Below are 20,954 nucleotides of genomic sequence, written 5' to 3'. Positions count from 1 at the left end.
TGCCTTTCCGGCGTCGGTCAGGCCGCGCGGGGCAACCGCAGCCGGAACGCCGCGCCGCCCTCGGGGGCCCGGTGGACCGTGAGCGTTCCGCCGTGGCGCGTGGCCACGTCACGGGCGATGGCGAGGCCGAGCCCGGCGCCACCGTCGTCGCGGCTGCGGGCGTCGTCCAGCCGGACGAACCGTTCGAAGATCCGCTCCCGCTCGGCCTCCGGGACGCCTGCCCCGTCGTCGCGGACCTCGACGCGCACCCCGCTCCCGTCGGCCGCCACCGACACCGCGACGAGCCCCTCGGTGTGCCGCTGCGCGTTGTCCAGCAGGTTCCCGATCACCCGGACCAGCTGCCCGCGCGACCCGTTCACCTCGTACGCCGCACCCTCGGCCACCTCCACCGTCACCGGGATCCGGTCCCCCGTCCGCTGGGACACCTCCTCGCGCACCAGCGCCCCCGCCTCCAGGCGTGCGGCCCCGGGCTTCTCCCCCGCGTCCAGCCGGGCCAGCAGCAGCAGGTCCGCAGCCAGCACCTGGAGGCGTACGGTGTCGGCGACCGCGCCCGGGAGGTCCAGCAGCTCCGGGTGGGCCGCGGCCACCTCCAGCTGGGTGCGGAGCGAGGCGATCGGGGAGCGCAGCTCGTGCGAGGCGTCCGCGACGAACCGCCGCTGCCGCTCCACGGACGCCTCCAGGACGGTGAGCGTCTCGTTGGTCGTGCGGGCGAGGCGGGCGATCTCGTCCCGTGAGTCGGGTTCCGGGACGCGGCGGGCCAGGTCCTCGGAGGCGGTGATCGCGGCCATCTCCCTGCGGATCCCCTCGACGGGCCGCAGCGCGCGCCGGGTCACCAGCCAGGTCACCCCGGCGACGACGGCCAGCAGGAGCGGCAGCCCGGTCAGCATGGCCCCGCGCACGGTGTTCACCGCCTCCTGCTCGGCGGCGAGCGGGGCACCGGCGTGGACGGTGAGGGTCAGTCCGGCCGGGGTGGTGGCCTCGACGGCGGCGAACCGGTAGTCGGCCTGCTTGCCGTCCACGGTGGCGGTTCCGTCGGAGAAGCCGGGGTCGCCGGAGGAGACCTCGCCGCGCTCGGGCCGCCCGCTGCCGCTCCCGTCGTCGTCATCGTCATCGTCATCGTCATCGTCATCGTCCCCGGGCGAGGGGGTGGCGCCCACCGAGGCGGAGGGTACGGGGCTGACGCCGGACGAACCGGTCCCGGAGATGGCGCCCAGCCCCTTCGAGACGAACACCACCCGCCCCTCCTCGTCGGTCACCTGGACCGGGTGGTCCTCCTCGTCGTCCAGGTCCAGGTCGGCGTAGGCGGTGTCCAGGGCCAGCTGTCCGGCCACCTCGCGGGCGGCGACCTCCGCCTGGAGGTCCGCCTGGTCGATCAGGTTGGCCCGCAGGACGAGAAGCACGGCGAGCCCGGCCGCGACCAGGGCGACGGCGACGACCAGGGTGGCGCCGACGGCGGCCCTGGCCCGTACGGACCTCATCCCGCCTCCAGCCGGTAGCCGGCGCCGCGCACCGTCACGATGGAGGAGGCGCCCAACTTGCGGCGCACGGTGGAGATGTAGACCTCCACGATGTTCGGGTCGCCGTCGTAGGCGAAGTCCCAGACGTGCTCCAGGATCTCCGCCTTGCTCACCACCTGCCCGGGGCGCAGGGCGAGTTGCTCCAGCACCGCGAACTCCTTGGCGGTGAGGGCGTATTCGTCCCCGCCCCGGTGGACGCGGCGGGCGGCGGTGTCGATGCGGAGGGTGCCGACGGTCAGCACGGGGGCGGCGGTTCCGGCCCCGCGCCGGCGCAGGAGAGCCCGCACCCGGGCGACGAGGACGACGTAGCTGAAGGGCTTGGTCAGGTAGTCGTCCGCGCCGGTGTCGAGCCCCTCGGCCTCGTCGTACTCGCCGTCCTTGGCGGTCAGCATGAGGATCGGCGCCTCGTGCCCGGCGGCGCGCAGGGCACCGCAGACCCGGTAGCCGTTCATGCCGGGCAGCATGATGTCGAGGATCACGAGGTCGTAGCCGCCCTCGCTCGCCCGGTGCAGCCCTTCGAGCCCGTCGTGCACGACATCCACGGCGAAGCCCTCGGCGGTGAGTCCCCGGGCAAGGGACACCGCGAGACGCTTCTCGTCCTCCACGATCAACAGGCGCATGCGCACAGCCTCGCAAACTCCACCTGAAGGCGCCTTCAGGTGGCTTCAGGCTGCGTTCAGCAACGGGTCGGCAGTGTGGAACCCGTCGAACAGCACAGCAGCTCTCGGGGAGGACCCTCATGAAGCGCAACGTCACCATCGCAGCCGTCACCGCGGCCGTTCTCATCGGCGGCACGGCCGCCGCCACCGTCGCCTTCGCGGACGACGACGGCGACCGCCGGACCGGCACGTCCACCCAGCAGCCGTCGGCAGGCGCGGAGCGCGCGGACGACCGCGACGACGACCGCTCCACGGGCCCCGAGTCCACCCGCATCACGCTCGACCAGGCGGTGGCGGCCGCACTGAAGAGCGTCCCCGGCACGGTCACGGAAGCCGGGCTGGACGACGACGATGACGATGACGAGGACAACGGCCCTACGGTCTGGGAGCTGGATGTGTACGGCTCCGACAGGACCTGGCACGACGTGACGGTCGACGCCACCACCGGCAAGGTCCTGAAGACCCGCGGCGACGACAACGACGACCGCGACCGCAACGCGCCCCGCGCCTCCCCCGTCACGCTGAACCACGCGGCGGAGGCGGCCCTGAAGACCGCGCCGGGCAGCATCACGTCGATCGACCTGGACGACGGTGACGATGACGACAACAGCCGCCGGGACGCCGTCCCGCGCTGGGACGTCGACATCACCGGCAAGGACGGCAAGCAGCACGAGCTGAAGGTCGACGCGAAGACCGGCAAGGTCACGGAGGACCGGGACGACGACGGCGACGACCGTGCGGACGACCCGAACGACGACCGCGACGGCGGCGACGACCGCGACGGCGGCGACGACGACTGACCGCCCTCCCGCCGCTCAGAGGGTCCGATGCCGAACGGCCCCGTACCGCCGCTGCGGTACGGGGCCGTTCGGCATCGGCGCAGGCTCAGGAGCTCCCCGTCAGCCCCGCCACCAGCTCGTCCGCCGCCGCGTACGGGTCCAGGTCCCCCGCCACGATGCGTTCGGCCAGGGCGTGCAGGCGGCGGTCGCCGCGCAGGTCCGCGATCCTCTCGCGCAGGGCCGTGACCGCGATCGTCTCGACCTCGTGGGACGCGCGGGCCGTGCGGCGCTCGGCGAGGACGCCGTGCTCCTCCATCCAGGCGTGGTGCTTCTCCAGGGCCTCGACGACCTCGTCGATGCCCTCGCCCCGGGCCGCGACCGTCTTCACGATCGGGGGGCGCCAGTCGCCGGGGCCGCGGGACTCCCCCAGGCCCAGCATGTGGTTCAGCTCGCGGGCGGTGGCGTCCGCGCCGTCGCGGTCGGCCTTGTTGACCACGTAGACGTCGCCGATCTCCAGGATCCCCGCCTTGGCCGCCTGGATGCCGTCGCCCATACCGGGGGCGAGCAGCACCACGGAGGTGTCGGCCTGGGAGGCGATCTCCACCTCGGACTGGCCGACGCCGACCGTCTCGACGAGGACCACGTCGCAGCCCGCCGCGTCCAGCACCCGGATCGCCTGCGGGGCGGACCAGGCGAGGCCCCCGAGGTGGCCCCGGGTGGCCATGGAGCGGATGTAGACGCCGGGGTCGGAGGCGTGGTCCGCCATCCGGATCCGGTCGCCGAGGAGCGCGCCGCCGGAGAACGGGGAGGACGGGTCGACGGCGAGGACGCCGACCCGCTTGCCCGCCCGGCGGTAGGCGCGGACGAGGGCGGAGGTGGAGGTGGACTTGCCGACGCCCGGCGAACCGGTCAGCCCCACGACGTAGGCGTGGCCGGCCAGCGGAGCCAGCGCGGCCATCACCTCGCGCAGCTGCGGGGACGCCCCCTCCACGAGCGAGATCAGCCGGGCCACCGCACGCGGCCTGCCTGCTCGCGCCTGCTCGACCAGCGTGGGGACGTCCAGGTCCACGTTCACCGCTCCGTTCGCCTTGCCTCGTATCGTTACGGTGTTACTTGCCCGGGACGCGGATGATCAACGCGTCGCCCTGGCCGCCGCCCCCGCAGAGCGCCGCGGCACCCGTGCCGCCGCCGCGCCGCTTCAGCTCCAGGGCCAGGTGCAGGACGACCCGGGCGCCGGACATGCCGATCGGGTGGCCGAGCGCGATGGCGCCGCCGTTGACGTTGACCTTGTCCGCGGTGACGCCGAGGTCCTTCATGGACTGGACGGCGACGGCGGCGAAGGCCTCGTTGATCTCGATCAGGTCGAGGTCCTCGACGGCCAGGCCGTCCTTCTCGAGGGCGTGCCGGATGGCGCCCGAGGGCTGCGACTGGAGGGAGTTGTCCGGGCCCGCGACGTTTCCGTGGGCGCCGATCTCGGCGATCCAGTCCAGGCCCAGCTCCTGCGCCTTGGCCTTGCTCATGACGACGACCGCGGCCGCCCCGTCGGAGATCTGCGAGGAGGTGCCCGCGGTGATCGTGCCGTCCTTGGCGAAGGCGGGGCGCAGCTTGCCGAGGGACTCGGTGGTCGTCTCGGGGCGGATGCCCTCGTCCTTCGCGAAGACGACGGGCTCACCCTTGCGCTGCGGGATCTCGACCGGGGTGATCTCGGCCTCGAAGATCCCGTTCTTCTGGGCGGCGGCGGCCCGCTGGTGGGAGAGGGCGCCGATCTCGTCCTGGGCGGCGCGGTCGAGGCCGAGGCGGCTGTTGTGCTTCTCCGTGGACTCACCCATGGGGATGTTCTCGTACGCGTCGGTGAGACCGTCGTGGGCCATCGAGTCGAGCATCTCGATCGCGCCGTACTTGTAGCCCTCGCGGGACCTGGGGAGCAGGTGCGGGGCGTTGGTCATGGACTCCTGGCCGCCGGCGACCACGACGTCGAACTCACCGGCGCGGATGAGCTGGTCGGCGAGCGCGATGGCGTCGAGCCCGGAGAGACACACCTTGTTGATGGTGAGCGCGGGCACGTTCATCGGGATGCCGGCCTTGACGGCGGCCTGGCGGGCGGGGATCTGGCCCGCGCCGGCCTGGAGCACCTGGCCCATGATCACGTACTGGACCTGGTCGCCCCCGATACCGGCCCGGTCCAGGGCCGCCTTGATCGCGAAGCCGCCGAGGTCGGCCGCGGAGAAGCTCTTCAGGGAGCCGAGGAGACGGCCCATGGGCGTCCGGGCGCCCGCGACGATCACTGAGGTGGTGGTACCGGTCGTTGCTGGCATGGGCACGGCCCCTTGGGATCGGATGTGAACGAGGGTTTACCTGAATGTACTGAGCGGTACCGCGCCCGTCATCCGGCAGCCGGTGTGACGGCGCGCACGTTGTGTAACCGTGGCGGGAGCGGTGGTGCGAAGCCATGCTGATTCCATGCTGACGCGTATCGACCACATCGGGATCGCCTGTTTCGACCTGGACAAGACGGTGGAGTTCTACCGTGCCACGTACGGATTCGAGGTGTTCCACAGCGAGATCAACGAGGAGCAGGGCGTTCGGGAGGCCATGCTCAAGATCAACGAGACCTCGGACGGCGGGGCTTCGTACCTCCAGCTCCTGGAGCCGACCCGGGAGGATTCGGCCGTCGGCAAGTGGCTGGCGAAGAACGGGGAGGGCGTCCACCACATCGCCTTCGGCACGGCGGATGTGGACGGGGAGGCCGCGGACATCCGCGAGAAGGGCGTCCGCGTGCTGTACGACGAGCCCAGGACGGGTTCGATGGGGTCCCGGATCACGTTCCTGCACCCCAAGGACTGCCACGGTGTCCTCACCGAACTGGTCACGAGCAGCCCGGAGCACTGACCTGGCGGATACCCGGCCCGGTAGAGTGGGCGGCTCCGGGCCGGGGCCGGGTCGGGGCCGTACCGCGGCCTCGTCGTTTGTCTGTCACCATTCCCCGGGGGACCGCTCGCCCGCGAGCGGTTTTCGTGCGGAGAGTTGCGACAGGGTTGGGGTCTCCCCTGCTCGAACGAAGTTGAGAGCTCGGGGAAGGATGGGACCGCGCAGTGCGGGGCTACGAAAGCCAGGAGAGCCACCGAGCTGAAGACGACCATCTCTCGCGGTTCGAAGCCGAGATGGACCGGCTGAAGACCGATCGGGAGAAGGCCGTCCAGCACGCCGAGGACCTCGGTTACCAGGTCGAGGTCTTGCGCGCCAAGCTGCACGAGGCGCGGCGCAGTCTGGCGACCCGTCCCGCCTACGACAGCGCGGACATGGGCTACCAGGCCGAGCAGATGCTGCGGAACGCGCAGATCCAGGCCGAGCAGCTGCGCAGCGACGCCGAGCGCGAGCTGCGCGAGGCGCGGGCCCAGACGCAGCGCATACTCCAGGAGCACGCCGAGCACCAGGCCCGCCTCCAGGCGGAGTTGCACAACGAGGCCGTCCAGCGCAGGCAGCAGCTCGACCAGGAGCTGGCCGAGCGCCGGCAGACCGTCGAGTCGCACGTCAACGAGAACGTCGCCTGGGCCGAACAGCTGCGGGCCCGCACCGAGTCGCAGGCCCGCCGCCTGCTCGACGAGTCCCGCGCCGAGGCCGAGCAGGCACTGGCCGCCGCGCGGGCCGAGGCCGCCCGGCTGGCCGAGGAGATCCGGCAGCGCGTCGGCTCGGAGGCCGAAAGCGCCAGGGCCGAAGCCGAAGCGATCCTGCTGCGCGCCCGCAAGGATGCCGAGCGCATGCTGGGCGCCGCCTCCGCGCAGGCCCAGGAGGCCACCAGCCACGCGGAGCAGCTGCGCTCCAGCACCACCGCGGAGACCTCGCAGGCCCGCCAGCAGACGGCCGAGCTGAACCGGGCCGCCGAGCAGCGGCTCCAGGAGGCCGAGACCCGGCTGCGGGAGTCCCGGCTGGAGGCTGAGAAGGTCCTCGCCGAGGCGAAGGACGCGGCCGCCAGGAAGCTGGCCGCCTCCGAGTCGCAGAACGAGCAGCGCACCCGTACGGCGAAGTCGGAGATCGCCCGGCTGGTCGGCGAGGCCACTAAGAGCGCCGAGACGCTCAAGGAGGAGGCCGAGCAGGCCCTCGTCGACGCCCGCGCCGAGGCCGACCGGCTGGTCGCCGAGGCGGCCGAGAAGGCCCGTACGGCGGCCGCCGAGGACGCTGCGGCCCAGCTGGCCAAGGCCGCCCGCAGCGCCGAGGAGGTCCTCACCAAGGCCTCCGAGGACGCGCGGTCGACGAGGAAGGCCGCGAGCGAGGAGGCCGAGCGGATCCGCCGCGAGGCGGAGGCCGAGGCGGACCGGCTGCGCGGAGAGGCCGCCGAGCAGGCGGACGAGCTCAAGGGCGCGGCCAAGGACGACACCAAGGAGTACCGGGCCAGGACGGTCGAGCTCCAGGAGGAGGCCCGCCGGCTGCGCGGCGAGGCCGAGCAGCTGCGCTCCGAGGCGGTCGCCGAGGGCGAGCGCATCCGGGGCGAGGCCCGCCGCGAGGCGGTCCAGCAGCTGGAGGAGGGCGCCCGTACCGCCGAGGAGCTCCTGACCAAGGCGCGCTCCGACGCGGACGAGCTGCGCACCTCCGCCACCGGCGAGAGCGAGCGCATCCGCGCTGAGGCCGCCGAGCGCGCGGCCACCCTCCGCAAGCAGGCCGAGGAGACGCTGGAGCGCACCCGCGCCGAGGCCGACAAGCTGCGGGCCGAGGCCGAGGAACAGGCGGAGGCCACCACCGCCGAGGCCGAGCGGGCAGCCGCCGAGCTGCGCGAGGAGACCGAGCGCGCGGTCGCCGCCCGGCAGGCCGAGGCCGCCGGCGAGCTGAACCGGCTGCACACGGAGGCCGAGACCCGGCTCGCCGCCGCCGAGGAAGCCCTGGGCGAGGCGCGTACGGAAGCGGAGCGGATCCGCCGCGAGACGAACGAGGAGGCCGAGCGGCAGCGCACCGAGGCCGCCGAGCGGCTGCGCGTCCTCACCGAGCAGGCCGAGGCGGAGGCGGAGCGGCTGCGCGACGAGGCCGCGGCGGACGCCTCGCAGTCCCGTGCCGAGGGCGAGAACATCGCCGTACGGTTGCGGAGCGAGGCTGCGGCGGAGGCCGAGCGGCTCAGGACCGAGGCGCAGGAGACCGCCGACCGGGTGCGGGCCGAGGCGGCCGCGGCCGCCGAGCGGGTCGGCGCCGAGGCGGCCGAGGCGCTGGACGCCGCCCAGGAGGAGGCCACGCGCCGTCGCCGGGAGGCCGAGGAGATCCTCGGCGCGGCCCGGGCCGAGGCCGGGCAGGAGCGCGAGCGGGCCCGCGAGCAGAGCGAGGAGCTGCTGGCCTCCGCCCGCAAGCGGGTGGAGGAGGCGCAGGCCGAGGCGCAGCGGCTGGTCGAGGAGGCGGACGCCCGGGCGACCGAGCTGGTCTCGGCGGCCGAGCAGACCGCCCAGCAGGTGCGGGACTCCGTCTCCGGGCTGCAGGAGCAGGCCGAGGAGGAGATCGCCGGGCTGCGCTCGACCGCGGAGCATGTCGCGGAGCGCACCCGTACCGAGGCGCAGGAGGAGGCGGACCGGGTCCGCGCCGACGCGCACTCCGAGCGGGAGCGGGCCTCCGAGGACGCCGTACGCCTGCGCCAGGAGGCCAACGAGGAGGCGGCCCGCCTCCGGCAGGAGGCTTACGAGGAGACCGAGGCCGCCAAGGCGCTGGCCGAGCGGACGGTCTCCGACGCGATCACCGAGTCCGAGCGGCTGCGCGCGGACACCGCGGAGTACAGCCAGCGGGTGCGTACGGAGGCGTCCGACGCCCTCATGTCGGCGGAGCAGGACGCGTCGAAGGCCCGTGCCGAGGCCCGGCAGGACGCCAACCGGATCCGTTCGGAGGCGGCGGCCCAGTCGGACCGGCTCATCGGGGAGTCGACGACCGAGAGCGAGCGCATCCGCCACGAGGCCGCCCAGGCGTCCGAGCAGCTCGTCGTCGAGGCGACCACGGAGGCCAACCGGCGCCGCAAGGAGTCCACCGAGCAGGCCGACCGGCTGCTGGCCGGGGCGGGCGAGGAGGCCGAGCGGCTGCGCACCGAGGCGGCCGAGCGGCTCAGCTCCGCCCAGGAGCACGCCGCCCGCACCCGCGAGGAGGCCGAACGGCTGCGCGCGGACGCGGAGTCGGCGGCCGAGGAGCTGCGCTCGGAGGCCCGCCAGGAGGCGGACCGGTTGCTGGACGAGGCGCGCGAGGCCGCGGCCAAGCGCCGGGCGGACGCGGCGGAGCAGGCGGACCAGCTCATCAACAAGGCCCGCGAGGAGGCGCTGCGTACGGCCACCGAGGCCGAGACGCAGGCCGACACGATGGTCGGCGCGGCCCGCAAGGAGGCCGAGCGCATCACCTCGGAGGCGACGGTCGAGGGCAACACCCTGGTGGAGCGCTCCCGTACGGACGCCGACGAGCTGCTGGTCGGCGCCCGGCGCGACGCCACCCAGATCCGGGAGCGGGCCGAGGAGCTGCGGGCCCGGCTGGAGAGCGAGATCGAGGAGCTCCACGAGCGGGCCCGCCGGGAGACGTCCGAGCAGATGAAGACCGCCGGCGAGCGCGTCGACAACCTGATGAAGGCGGCGACCGAGCAGCGCGACGAGGCGGAGGCGAAGGCCAAGGAGCTGCTGGCGGAGGCCAACTCGGAGGCGAGCAAGGTCCGGATCGCCGCGGTGAAGCGGGCCGAGTCGCTGCTGAAGGAGGCCGAGACCAAGAAGGCCGGGCTGATCCGCGAGGCGGAGAAGCTGCGGGCCGACGCGGCGGCCGAGGCGGAGAAGACGGTCGCCGAGGGCAAGCGCGAGCTGGACGTCCTGGTGCGCAGGCGCGAGGACATCAATACGGAGATCTCCCGTGTCCAGGACGTGCTGGAGGCGTTGGAGTCTTTCGAGACTCCGGGCGGGGGCGCGAAACCGGCGCCCGGCTCGTCGGGAGGCGGCAAGGCTCCCGCGGCGGCGGGCACGCGTTCGGGGGGCAAGTCCTCGGAGAGGTAGCGGTCGTACGAGGGATGACGCGGCAGACGTACGGGGAGAACGCGGGAGACGTACGGGGGAGAGCAGCAGACGTACGGGGGAGAACAGAGCAGGATGTCCGGGGCGGCAGCGTACGGGGGCGCGTGCTTCGTCATGGACATTCAACCCTACGAGTGGCAAGCACTCCGGGGGTCAGCCACTCAAAAGGGGTGTCATTCTCCAGATCAAACCGGCATCTGCACGCTGACACGCCGCTATGGCCCCTAGGATTCCCCTATCACCTCACCGGTCTCATTCGACAGGAACCCCATGAGTGACCCTTCCTCCCCCTTCGGCTTCGAGCTCGTGCGACGTGGTTACGACCGCGGTCAGGTGGACGACCGCATCAGCAAGCTCGTCGCCGACCGTGATAGTGCCCTGGCTCGCATCACGTCTCTGGAAAAGCGCATCGAGGAGCTGCACCTCGAAACGCAGAACGCCCAGGCCCAGGTGAACGACGCCGAGCCCTCGTACGCCGGGCTCGGTGCGCGTGTCGAGAAGATCCTCCGCCTCGCCGAGGAGGAGGCCAAGGACCTGCGTGAGGAGGCCCGTCGCGCCGCCGAGCAGCACCGCGAGCTGGCCGAGTCGGCCGCCCAGCAGGTGCGCAACGACGCGGAGTCCTTCGCGGCCGAGCGCAAGTCGAAGGCCGAGGACGAGGGCGTCCGCATCGTCGAGAAGGCCCAGGGCGAGGCGAACACGCTCCGCACCGACGCCCAGAAGGACGCGCAGCAGAAGCGCGAGGAGGCGGACGCCCTCTTCGAGGAGACCCGCGCCAAGGCCGCGCAGGCCGCCGCCGACTTCGAGACGAACCTCGCCAAGCGGCGCGAGCAGTCGGAGCGCGACCTCGCGTCCCGTCAGGCCAAGGCCGAGAAGCGTCTCGCCGAGATCGAGCACCGCGCCGAGCAGCTCCGCCTGGAGGCCGAGAAGCTCCGCACGGACGCCGAGCGCCGGGCCCGTCAGACGGTGGAGACCGCGCAGCGCCAGGCCGAGGACATCGTGGCCGACGCCAACGCCAAGGCCGACCGGATCCGCAGCGAGTCGGAGCGCGAGCTGGCGGCGCTCACCAACCGCCGCGACTCGATCAACGCGCAGCTGACCAACGTCCGTGAGATGCTGGCGACGCTGACCGGCGCCGCGGTGGCCGCCGCCGGCTCCCCCGTGGACGAAGAGCCCGCGCAGCGCGGTGTTCCGGCCCAGCAGACCCGCTGACCCGCCCCGGAACGGTTCCTTCCGCGCGCCCGGCTCCGCCTTTGTGGTGGCGCCGGGCGCGCGGCCGTTCTAGCGTGTGCGCATGATCGAGCTCGAGGGACTGACCAAACGATTCGGCAGCAAGGTTGCCGTCGACCATCTGACGTGCCAGGTCAGACCGGGCATGGTGACCGGCTTTCTGGGCCCCAACGGGGCAGGCAAATCCACCACCATGCGCATGATGCTCGATCTGGACAACCCGACCAGCGGCACGGTGCGCATCGACGGCAAGCACTACCACGAACTGCAGGAACCGCTGAAGTACATCGGGGCGTTGCTCGACGCCAAGTCGATGCACGGCGGCCGCAGCGCGTACAACAACCTGCTCTGCCTGGCGCAGAGCAACCGCATCCCGAGCAGCCGGGTCGACGAGGTGCTCGACACCGTCGGTCTGAGCGCGGTCGCGAAGAAGAAGTCCAAGGGCTTCTCCCTCGGCATGGGCCAGCGGCTCGGGATCGCCTCCGCACTGCTGGGCGACCCCGAGATCCTGATGTTCGACGAACCGGTCAACGGCCTGGATCCCGAGGGCATCCACTGGATCCGCAACCTGATGAAGGCGCTCGCCGCCGAGGGCCGGACCATCTTCGTCTCCTCGCACCTGATGAGTGAGATGGCGCTGACCGCCGACCACTTGATCGTGATCGGCCAGGGCAAGCTGCTCGCCGACACCTCGATGGCGGACTTCATCCACGAGAACTCCCGCAGTTACGTACGGCTGCGCTCGCCGCAGCAGGAGCGGCTGCGGGACGTGCTGCACCAGGAGGGCTTCACCGCCGTGGAGGCGGACGGCGGCACCCTGGAGATCGACGGCGCCACGACCGAGGAGCTCGGTGAACTGGCGGCCCGTCACCAGGTCGTGCTGCACGAGCTGAGCTCGCAGCGGGCCTCCCTGGAGGAGGCGTTCATGCAGATGACCGCCGGCTCCGTGGAGTACCACGCCCACTCCGGACCGGCCGGCGCCGAACCCCCGCCGACGGCGGGGGCTGGCTGGGGCGAGGGCTGGCAGCAGCCGGGCGGAACCACCGCGCCCGGGTCCGTCGACGGCACCGAGAGCAAGGGGGCGTGACGAAGATGGCTTCGGTACCCGCGGTCCTCAACTCCGAGTGGACCAAGATCCGCACGGTCTCCTCCACCACCTGGACGCTCATCTGCGCGTTCGCCGTCACGGTCGCCATGAGCGCGGCCCTGTGCGCCCTGCTGAACGCGACGTTCGACGACCTCTCCGAGGCCGAGCAGGTGACCTTCGACCCGACCCTCGTCAGCTTCTCCGGTACGGTCCTGGGCCAGCTCGCCATGGTCGTGTTCGGGGTGCTCGTGGTCGGTACGGAGTACAGCTCCGGCATGATCCGCACCTCTCTGGCGGCCGTGCCGCAGCGGGGGACGCTCCTGTTCAGCAAGATCACCGTGGCCGGGGTGCTGGCCCTCGTGGTCGGCCTGCTGACGAGCTTCGTCTCGTTCTTCCTCGGCCAGGCCCTGCTGGGCGACCGGGGCACCGATCTCGGCGCGGACAACGTGCTGCGCGCGGTCGTCGGCGCCGGTCTCTACATGGGGCTGATCGCGATCTTCTCCATGGGCGTCACGGCGATGCTGCGCAGTTCCATGCTCTCGCTGGGCATCCTGGTGCCGTTCTTCTTCCTGATCTCGCAGATCCTGATCGCGGTGCCGTACGCCAAGGACGTCGCCCGGTACTTCCCCGACCAGGCCGGGTCGAAGATCATGCAGGTCGTTCCGGAGGCGATGGGCAGCGATCCGTCGCCGTACGGGCCCTGGGCCGGTCTCGGGATCATGGTCGCCTGGGTGGTCGCGGCGGTGCTCGGCGGCTACCTGGTCCTGAAGAACCGGGACGCGTAGAGGCGCCGGGAAGCGGCCGCCGGTCCGCGTGACGGCCCGCTCGCAGGCTGTGCGGAACTTGGCCGGAACCGTCAAGGCCTGGTTATCCTCCTAACTCTTACGGGGGGTGTGCGGCCGGACGGCCCGAGCCCCGAACGACAGAGTGAGTCGATGGGGCTGGAGAATGATCGAGGCAGTCGGCCTGACCAAGCGCTACGGCGCGAAGACGGCCGTGGACGACCTTTCCTTCCAGGTCCGGCCGGGGGCCGTCACCGGCTTCCTCGGCCCGAACGGGTCGGGCAAGTCCACGACCATGCGGATGATCCTCGGTCTGGACCGGCCGACGGCGGGCTACGTCACGATCGGCGGGCACCCCTACCGGAGTCTGCCGAACGCGCCGCGTCAGGTGGGCGCGCTGCTGGACGCCAAGGCGGTGCACGGCGGGCGGACCGCCCGCACCCACCTGCTGTCGCTGGCCCAGCTGGCCGGGATCCCGGCCCGGCGGGTGGACGAGGTGCTGGGCGTCGTCGGGCTCGGGGACGTCGCCAAGCGCCGCTCCAGCGGCTTCTCCCTCGGGATGGGGCAGCGCCTCGGGATCGCCGCGGCGCTGCTCGGTGACCCGCAGGTGCTGCTCTTCGACGAGCCGGTCAACGGTCTCGACCCCGAAGGCATCCACTGGGTCCGCAACCTGATGAAGACGCTGGCGGCCGAGGGGCGCACGGTCTTCGTCTCCAGTCACCTCATGAGCGAGATGGCCCTCACCGCCGACCATCTGATCGTGATCGGGCGCGGCCGGCTGCTCTCCGACATGAGCGTCACCGACTTCATCTCGGCGAACTCCGCCGACTTCGCCAGGGTCCGGGTCCCTTCGGGCGCCCCCGAGGAGCGGGAGAAGCTGACGTCCTCGCTCATCGAGGCGGGCGGCAGCGTGATGTCCGAGCCGGACGGCGCCCTGCGCGTCACCGGCCTCCCGCTGCCGAGGATCAGCGATCTGGCCCACGGGGCCGACGTACGGCTCTGGGAGCTGTCGCCGCACCGGGCCTCGCTGGAGGAGGCCTACATGCGGATGACGCAGGGCGTCGTGGACTACCGCTCGACGGACGACGCCAAGGCGGGGCTCCTGGAGCCCCCGCCGGCGGCGTACGGGTCCTACGGGGACGCTCAGGGCGGTTACGGGGCCGCGCCCGGCTACGGGCAGCCCGAGCCGGTGGAGGTGCCGCAGCAGAGCTGGTACGCCCCGCCGCCGCCCGGGCAGAACCCGTACGCCACCCCCGGCCCGGCCGCCGCACCGAACCCGGCCGCTCCCGACCACTCCCCCGCCGACGCGGCCGGGACGAAGACCAGCGAGGACCCCCGATGACGACGCCGGCCGCCCCGCGCGCCCACGAGCAGCAGCCGCAGCCGGAGCCCGGGCTGCCGGCTGGCCCGCTGGGGTACTACGAGTCGCCCATCCCCATCCGCCGGGCCACGCTCGGCGACGCGATCGCCTCGGAGTGGACGAAGATCCGCTCCGTCCGTTCCACGCTGTGGACCCTGGGCGTGATGATCGTGCTGATGGTGGCGATCGGGCTGATGTCCGCGCTGCTGGTCGCCGCCGCCGACACCGACATGGCCGGCGAGCCGGTCGTGGCCCTCGGCTTCTTCGGGGTGCTGCTGGGCTCGATCTGCGTGATCACCCTCGGCGTGCTGACGATCGGCTCGGAGTACAGCACCGGCATGATCCGTACGACGCTGACGGCCTGCCCGAGCCGGGCCCGGGTGCTCACGGCGAAGGCGATCGTCTTCTTCCTGCTCGCCTTCGTCATCACCACCGTGACCGCCACGGTCGTCGCGGTGTTCCAGACGGTGATCCTGGGCAGCGGCGTCGACTCCGGCTCGGTGTGGCTGCGCGCCACCGTCGGGGTCGGGCTCTACATCGCGGGCCTGGGCCTGGTGTCGCTGGCGGTCGGCGCGATCATCCGGCACTCGGCGGGCGCCATCACGGTGATGATCGCGGTGGTCCTGCTGCCGCTGGTCCTCGCGCTGTTCATGTTCTCCGACAGCCTGCGCGGACTGCAGCGCGTCCTCTTCGAGTACTCGATCCCCAACCAGCTCGGCGCGCTGTACGGCTCGACGGTCACCGAGACCGGCCCGTCCGGCTGGGAGCCGCTGCTGCTGATGCTGGGCGTCGCGGCCGTGGCCATGGGCGGTGCCTATCTGGCGCTGGACCGGCGCGACGTCTGAGCCGCCGCCCGCACCCCGCTCAGTAGCGCGGCGCGTTCCTGGACCGCTGCACCCGCGTGGTGCGGCGGTCCTTCGCGTTCCAGCAGGCCTTGTGCCAGTGTCTGCGGTCCTCGATGCCGCTGAACTGGGGCCAGGCGACGAGGTGCGGGACGCCGGAGGGGATCTCCTGGTCGCAGCCGGGGCAGCGGTACCGCTTGCCCTGGGCGCTCGCGCCGCTCACCGGACGCACCGACCACTCCTCGCCCTGCCAGCTCTCGGTGGCCCCTCCCCCGCCGTACCGTCCCAGCGCCGTACCGGGGTGTTCGTCGGGGCTCCCGCCGACACGGGGGCGGTTGCGGCGCGGGGACACAGGACACCTCACGGGGGCGGTTCGGGCACGGTTTGCTCCAAGCGTAGAGGCTGGCACCGGGGGCAGGTGCCGGGCGGGAACGGGGCGGCGCGATCCGGCACCGGGGTCCGGGCACGATCCGGCACGATCGCTCACGGGAGTGAGTTAGCGGAAAATCGCAACAACTTCGCCCCGGACCGTGCCTTTGGCACGTGTCAGACGTTGTTGCCAGTGGGGGAGACACGCGTCGGCCGCAGAGGAGGCAACACGCGATGCGCATCGGAACGTTCGTTCTGGCAGCTCAGTTCCCGGGCCAGGGGCCGGGCGAGGCCCTGCACCGGGCCGTCCGGTCCGCCGAGGCGGCGGAGGAGTCCGGGCTCGACTCGGTCTGGCTGGCCGAGCACCACTTCGTGCCGTACGGGGTCTGCCCGTCCGCCACCACGCTGGCCGCCCTGCTGCTCGGCCGGACCCGGCGCATCCGGGTCGGCACCGCCGTCAGCGTGCTGCCCAACCACCACCCGGTCGCCCTCGGCGAGCAGGCCGCGCTGCTGCATCTGACCAGCGGCGGACGGTTCTCGCTCGGGGTGGGCCGGGGCGGGCCCTGGGTGGACCTGGAGGTCTTCGGCGGCGGTCTCGACGCGTACGAGAACGGCTTCCCCGAGGCGCTGGAGCTGCTGCTCGACTGGCTGCGGGAGCCGCGTGTCGCGGGGCGCGGGGAGCGGTTCGGCTTCCGGGAGGTGGCGGTGGTGCCGCGCGCGGACGAACTGCTGGACGGACCGTCGGAAGGGCCCGAGGTGATCGTGGCGTGCACCTCGCCGAAGACCGTGCGGCTGGCGGCGGGGCGGGCGCTGCCGATGCTGCTGGGCATGCACTGCGGGGACGAGGAGAAGGCGGAGATGGTCGCCCTGTGGCGTACGGCGGCCCGGGAGGCCGGTCATCCGCCGGAGGTGGTCGAGGGGGCCGCACATGTGTCCGCGGGGGTGGCCCAGATCGCGGACGGACCGGGGGATGCCACGGAGACGCTGGTGAAGACGATGCCGGGGTGGCTGCGCCAGGGCCTGGACGCCCATGTCACGGTCGACGACCGGCACCGCGTGATGCGGGACCCCGTCGCGTACGCGGAGCTGCTGTGCGGGCTGCACCCGGTGGGCCCGCCGAAGCTGGCCGCCGACCGGCTCGCGGCCACGGCCGAGCGGACCGGCATCACCCGCTTCGCCCTCCTGGTGGAGGGGTCGGGCGACCTCGCGGCGACCGAGGAGAACGTGCGGCGCCTCGGCGCGGACGTCCTGCCGCTGCTCACCTGACCTGCGCCTGTGCATGCGGAACGACCTCGCGTGAAGCGTGAAGCGTGGTGCGGTGGAACGTGGTGCGGTGGTACGGGAGCTGCCGCCCCGGAGCCAGTTGCACCTCCCGCGGCCCGAAGCGGCAGCAGGAGCGTTCAGCAGTCCCGTAGTTCGGGCGACTGGTTGAGCAACTGGCCCCTCACCGAAGTGAACTTGGCCAGCCGGTCGTCGACCGATGCGTCCAGCGGGAACACCGCGACGCGGTGGCAGTTCTGGAAGGCGATACGCACTCCGAAGTGCCGCTGGAGCGCGCCGCGTATCGCATCACTCGCGAGCGCACGCAGCAGCTGACCACGTGCCTGCTCATCCGGCGGCGGCGTCTGGTTGTCGGCGAACTGGCCGCCGTCCACCTTCAGCTGAGCCACCAGCGAGCTGATCATCTCCCATGCGAAAGGCAGGGAGGTCCGGACGCAGTCGACGAAGTCGGCTTCGTCGACCTCGCCTCGCTCGGCCTGTTCCAACAGCGCCGGTGAGACGTCGAGCGACATGGGTTCTCCTCTCGCGACCCCGGACGGTGACCGGGGCCTTACGGGCAGGGAAGGAAGGCGACGACGCAGCGTGCACGGACGACGACCTCCTGCATCCACGTTAAGCGTGCGGTGGGGGCCGCACCAGGAGATTGGGAACACAACCGGCCACCAACGAAGGGGCGCAAAGAGGGGCAAGCTCACTCCGGCGCTCCGTGCTGGGGAGCGAGTGACAGGGGTCGACGGATGGGGAATCGCGCCGGGCCCCCGTCGTCGAGTAGCGTTGCCGACCATGCGTCTCGTCATCGCCCGTTGCTCCGTCGACTACGCGGGCCGGCTCACAGCCCACCTGCCCTCCGCCCCCCGTCTGATCCTGGTGAAGGCGGACGGCAGCGTCTCGATCCACGCCGACGACCGGGCGTACAAACCGCTCAACTGGATGTCCCCGCCGTGCACCCTGAAGGAGGGCGCCGGCGATGAGGCGGGCGTCTGGACCGTGGTGAACAAGGCGGGCGAAAAACTGATCATCACGATGGAGGAAATCCTCCACGACTCCTCGTACGAGCTGGGCGTCGACCCGGGCCTCATCAAGGACGGCGTGGAGGCGCACCTCCAGGAGCTGCTCGCCGACCGGATCGAGATCCTCGGCGAGGGCCACACCCTGATCCGCCGTGAGTACCCCACCGCCATCGGCCCCGTGGACATCCTCTGCCGCGACGCGGACGGGCGGACGGTGGCCGTGGAGCTGAAGCGGCGTGGCGACATCGACGGCGTGGAGCAGCTGACCCGCTATCTGGAGCTGCTCAACCGCGACCCGCATCTCGCCCCGGTGAGGGGCGTCTTCGCGGCCCAGGAGATCAAGCCCCAGGCGCGCGTGCTCGCGACGGACCGGGGCATCGGCTGCCTGGTCCTCGACTACGACGCGATGCGCGGCATCGAGGACGACAAGCTGCGGCTGTTCTGACGGCCGTCATCCACCACCGCACGGCCGAAGCCGGGCAACCCTTCCGCGGGTGCCCGGCTTCCGTGTCGTCAGGCCGACGCCTCGGTGGGCTCGCCGCTCTTGGCGGGGGCTCCGGTGCCGGCACCGGCCGACTCGGCGGGGCCGCTGGCGGAGGAGGTGGTGTCCGGCGGGGGCGGGCTCGGGGGCTCCGTGGTGGGCGTCTCGGTCGGCGGGGTCGGCTCCGGCTCCGACTCGGTGGGCGTCACGCTGGGGCCGGTGCTCGTGGACTGCGAGGGCGTGGGCGAGGTCCTGGTCGGGGTGGGCGCACCCGAGGTGCTGCTGCTCGGCCCGCTCGACGGCTCCCCCGCGCCCGGTGAGCTCCCGTCCGGCGACGAGGGAGCCGGGGAGGGCGAGCCGGAGGTGCTGGGCGTGGCGGGTTGCGAGGGGCCCGCGTTGGTGGGTGCCTCGCCGCCGGGCGCGCCGTCGTCCGGTGCGGGGACGTCGTCCGGCTCGTCGGCGGGGGACGCGTCATCGGGGGTGCTCTCGGGGGACGACTGCTCGGTGGTCACGTTACGGCTGCCGCCGGGCTCCTCGGGGTCGCCCGCCGTGAGGCCGAGGGTGACGACGGTGCCGAGCACGGCGATCAGCAGCGCGCCCGCCCCCGCGGCGGCCAGGTTGCGCCGGGCGCCGCCCAGGACCACGCGCCCGCCGCCCGGCTTCGGTGCGGTGGCCCGGGGGCCGGCGGGCAGCGAGGAGATGAGGGTGGGGTCCTCCTCGACCGTCTGCCGGGTGAACAGCGGCGGGGCCGGGAAGCTGACGGGCGGCGTACCGGCCAGGAGGTCGTGGCGTACGGCGGGCACCTCGTCGCCCGTCTGGGACCGGGCCGGAGGCGCGAAACCGCCGGAGCGGTCCGCCACCAGGGCGAGGGCGCGGCGGCCGGCCACCGCCCCGGACTTGTCGGCGAGCGCGCCGCGCATGGAGATCGAGGTCTCCAGCTCCGTACGGGCCCGGTCAAGATTGCCGGAACAGAGGGCGAGGACGCCCAACTCGTGGTGGAAGTAGGCCTCTTCAGCGACCTCACCGGCGATCCTGGCGGCCTCCTGGCCGGCCCTGAGCGCCTTCTCCCAGGCGCCCCAGCTCATCCCCGCCGCGAGGGCGGGAGCGGCGCTGCGGGCCAGCAGGACGGCCGCGCTGGCCTGGCCCGCCTCGCCGTCGGGAACGAGGCGGCCCATCGCGGCGACGATGGCGTCGGCCTCGGCTACGGCCCGCTGCGGGGTGACCGAGGGGTGGGAGACCCACCAGGCGTAGTGCTGGGCGGCCGTACGGGCGTGGGCGGCGGCGCTCTCCGCGTACCCGCCGGCCTCCAGCTGGGCGAGGACACCGGCGGCGAGCCGGTAGCGGGGGCCGGCCGGGGAGAGCAGTCCGCAGCCCGCGAGTTCACCGAGGGCGGCGTCCGCGTGGGTGTCGCCCACGAGAGCCGGCAGATGGGCCTGGTGGGGCACCTCGCCGCCGAGGGCGACGGTGAAGCGCAGGGTCTCGCGGGCCGCCTCGCTGAGCCGGGAGGCGAGCAGGACGGCGGGCGCGGCCCCTTCACCGAGGCTCGGCAGCGGCACGTCCAGGGTCTCGGGGGTGGGCGCTTCGGGGACCGGGGGCGCGTCGTCCGGGCGTGGCTCGAAGTAGTCGTACTCGTCGAAGGCCCCGGGGTCGGTGTTCAGCCGGTCGCGCTGGCGCAGCAGCGATCCGGCCTGGACGAAGCGGAGCGGCAGCCCCTCGGACTCGAACCAGAGATCGCCCGCCCAGTTCCGCTCGTCCTCGGTGAGGGGGCGCTCGACGACCTTCTCCAGCAGCTCCAGCGAGGCGGAGCGACCGAGGCCGGCGAGGAGGACCTCCTCCAGGTGGGCGTCGACGCCGGGGGCGGCGAGGTCGGGCTCGGTGCCGAACAGGAAGGCGCACTCGGGGGTGGCTTCCAGGAGCCCGTCGAGGGCGGCCCCGCCGATCTCCAGGTCGTCGATGACGACGACGGCGCCGATGGAGCGCACGAGGGCGAGCAGTTCCTCGGGGCCGGGGCGGTGCAGCGGGGCATGGTGGATCGCGTCGAAGATGCCGTACAGCAGGTCGGCGGCGGTGCGCCGGTGGCCGCTGAGGCGGACGACGCCGTCGGGGGCCAGGTCCGCGCAGTCGGCGGCGACGGCGTCGAGGAGCGCGGTGCGGCCGGACCCGGCCTGGCCGGTGAGGCGGACGCTGCGGCCGCGGGCCAGCAGGCCCACCACCCGCTCGCGCTCCTCCTGGCGTTCCAGCAGGGGGAGCTGCGGGGCGGGCGGGCCCGCCGGTACGGGCGGTGCGCCGGCGCGCTCGTGGTCGGCGCGTTCGGCGGGGGTGCGGCGGACGGGTGCGGTGGGCTCCGAGCCGGGCGGGCAGGCCTCGACCTCACTGCCGTCGACGGGGTTGACCGTGAGCAGGAGATCCCCGACCGTGACCTGGACGACGCGGACCTGCTGCGGTGTCGGCTGGCCGAAGTCGGCCGCGTTGGACTCCCGGGACGGCCGGCGGCGGCCGTCGGAGCCGTTGGCGTTCTGCCCGTACTCTTCCGGCCCCTGGTGTGTCGGGTCCATC

At 72.9% G+C, this 20,954-nt stretch carries 17 protein-coding genes; 10 read left to right on the top strand and 7 right to left on the bottom strand.

Translation table 11 applies throughout. The features are described from left to right. Positions 1–17: 17 nt before the first annotated feature. Complete coding sequence (locus ABZ154_RS13665; protein ID WP_356832122.1) at positions 18–1,478, bottom strand: HAMP domain-containing sensor histidine kinase; 1,461 nt, start codon at positions 1,476–1,478, stop codon at positions 18–20. Then, complete coding sequence (locus tag ABZ154_RS13660) at positions 1,475–2,137, bottom strand: response regulator transcription factor (protein ID WP_356832120.1); 663 nt, start codon at positions 2,135–2,137, stop codon at positions 1,475–1,477. Before ABZ154_RS13660 ends, ABZ154_RS13665 begins: the two co-directional genes overlap by 4 nt. 119 nt (positions 2,138–2,256) lie before the next feature. Between ABZ154_RS13660 and ABZ154_RS13655 the strand changes: the two genes are divergently transcribed. Continuing rightward, positions 2,257–2,976 carry a PepSY domain-containing protein gene (locus ABZ154_RS13655; RefSeq protein WP_356832118.1) on the top strand — a complete coding sequence of 240 codons (720 nt, stop codon included), beginning with the start codon at positions 2,257–2,259 and terminating at the stop codon, positions 2,974–2,976. A gap of 85 nt (positions 2,977–3,061) precedes the next feature. On the opposite strand, the gene meaB is transcribed toward ABZ154_RS13655, so the two are convergent. Together meaB and ABZ154_RS13645 are read right to left on the bottom strand one after the other, a co-directional pair. Further along, complete coding sequence (meaB, locus tag ABZ154_RS13650) at positions 3,062–4,030, bottom strand: methylmalonyl Co-A mutase-associated GTPase MeaB (protein WP_356832116.1); 969 nt, start codon at positions 4,028–4,030, stop codon at positions 3,062–3,064. Between the two features lie 34 nt (positions 4,031–4,064). After that, positions 4,065–5,270 carry an acetyl-CoA C-acetyltransferase gene (locus ABZ154_RS13645; RefSeq protein WP_356832114.1) on the bottom strand — a complete coding sequence of 402 codons (1,206 nt, stop codon included), beginning with the start codon at positions 5,268–5,270 and terminating at the stop codon, positions 4,065–4,067. A 145-nt stretch (positions 5,271–5,415) separates the two neighbouring features. On the opposite strand from ABZ154_RS13645, the gene mce reads away from it, so the two are divergent. From mce to ABZ154_RS13610, 7 genes are all read left to right on the top strand, one after another. Next, complete coding sequence (mce, locus tag ABZ154_RS13640; RefSeq protein WP_356832112.1) at positions 5,416–5,844, top strand: methylmalonyl-CoA epimerase; 429 nt, start codon at positions 5,416–5,418, stop codon at positions 5,842–5,844. A 203-nt stretch (positions 5,845–6,047) separates the two neighbouring features. After that, positions 6,048–9,941, top strand: coding sequence for a polarized growth protein Scy (gene scy / locus ABZ154_RS13635; RefSeq protein WP_356832110.1), 3,894 nt, complete (start codon positions 6,048–6,050; stop codon positions 9,939–9,941). 288 nt (positions 9,942–10,229) lie between these two features. Further along, positions 10,230–11,168 (top strand): cellulose-binding protein, encoded by a 939-nt coding sequence (locus tag ABZ154_RS13630; RefSeq protein WP_356832108.1) that lies wholly within the window; start codon positions 10,230–10,232, stop codon positions 11,166–11,168. Positions 11,169–11,250: 82 nt separating this feature from the next. Next, on the top strand, positions 11,251–12,273 hold the full coding sequence (locus ABZ154_RS13625; RefSeq protein ID WP_356832106.1) for an ABC transporter ATP-binding protein: 1,023 nt from the start codon (positions 11,251–11,253) through the stop codon (positions 12,271–12,273). Between the two features lie 5 nt (positions 12,274–12,278). Then, positions 12,279–13,058: an ABC transporter permease subunit gene (locus tag ABZ154_RS13620; protein ID WP_356832104.1), complete on the top strand. Its 780-nt coding sequence runs from the start codon at positions 12,279–12,281 to the stop codon at positions 13,056–13,058. A 163-nt stretch (positions 13,059–13,221) separates the two neighbouring features. Beyond that, positions 13,222–14,397 carry an ABC transporter ATP-binding protein gene (locus tag ABZ154_RS13615; RefSeq protein WP_356832102.1) on the top strand — a complete coding sequence of 392 codons (1,176 nt, stop codon included), beginning with the start codon at positions 13,222–13,224 and terminating at the stop codon, positions 14,395–14,397. Further along, positions 14,394–15,260 (top strand): ABC transporter permease, encoded by an 867-nt coding sequence (locus ABZ154_RS13610; RefSeq protein WP_356832100.1) that lies wholly within the window; start codon positions 14,394–14,396, stop codon positions 15,258–15,260. The genes ABZ154_RS13615 and ABZ154_RS13610 overlap by 4 nt, the downstream gene beginning before the upstream one ends. Positions 15,261–15,279: 19 nt before the next feature. Here ABZ154_RS13610 and ABZ154_RS13605 read toward each other — a convergent pair whose 3' ends face one another. Further along, entirely contained in the window at positions 15,280–15,609 is a 330-nt protein-coding gene (locus ABZ154_RS13605) for an ATP/GTP-binding protein (protein WP_356832098.1), read from the bottom strand. Between the two features lie 251 nt (positions 15,610–15,860). Between ABZ154_RS13605 and ABZ154_RS13600 the strand changes: the two genes are divergently transcribed. After that, positions 15,861–16,892, top strand: coding sequence for an LLM class flavin-dependent oxidoreductase (locus ABZ154_RS13600; RefSeq protein ID WP_356832095.1), 1,032 nt, complete (start codon positions 15,861–15,863; stop codon positions 16,890–16,892). A gap of 134 nt (positions 16,893–17,026) precedes the next feature. Here the strand turns inward: ABZ154_RS13600 and ABZ154_RS13595 are convergent, their stop codons facing one another. Beyond that, positions 17,027–17,419: an SCO5389 family protein gene (locus ABZ154_RS13595; RefSeq protein ID WP_003966234.1), complete on the bottom strand. Its 393-nt coding sequence runs from the start codon at positions 17,417–17,419 to the stop codon at positions 17,027–17,029. Positions 17,420–17,690: 271 nt separating this feature from the next. On the opposite strand from ABZ154_RS13595, the gene nucS reads away from it, so the two are divergent. Further along, positions 17,691–18,362, top strand: coding sequence for an endonuclease NucS (nucS, locus tag ABZ154_RS13590; RefSeq protein ID WP_356832093.1), 672 nt, complete (start codon positions 17,691–17,693; stop codon positions 18,360–18,362). Between the two features lie 68 nt (positions 18,363–18,430). Here the strand turns inward: nucS and ABZ154_RS13585 are convergent, their stop codons facing one another. Beyond that, positions 18,431–20,953, bottom strand: coding sequence for an ATP-binding protein (locus ABZ154_RS13585; protein ID WP_356832091.1), 2,523 nt, complete (start codon positions 20,951–20,953; stop codon positions 18,431–18,433). Position 20,954: the final 1 nt, after the last annotated feature.

This window comes from Streptomyces sp. NPDC006261 (assembly GCF_040613515.1).
Classification (GTDB): domain Bacteria; phylum Actinomycetota; class Actinomycetes; order Streptomycetales; family Streptomycetaceae; genus Streptomyces.
Note: the sequence above shows the minus strand (reverse complement) of the source record. Positions and strands in the feature narration are given on the sequence as shown.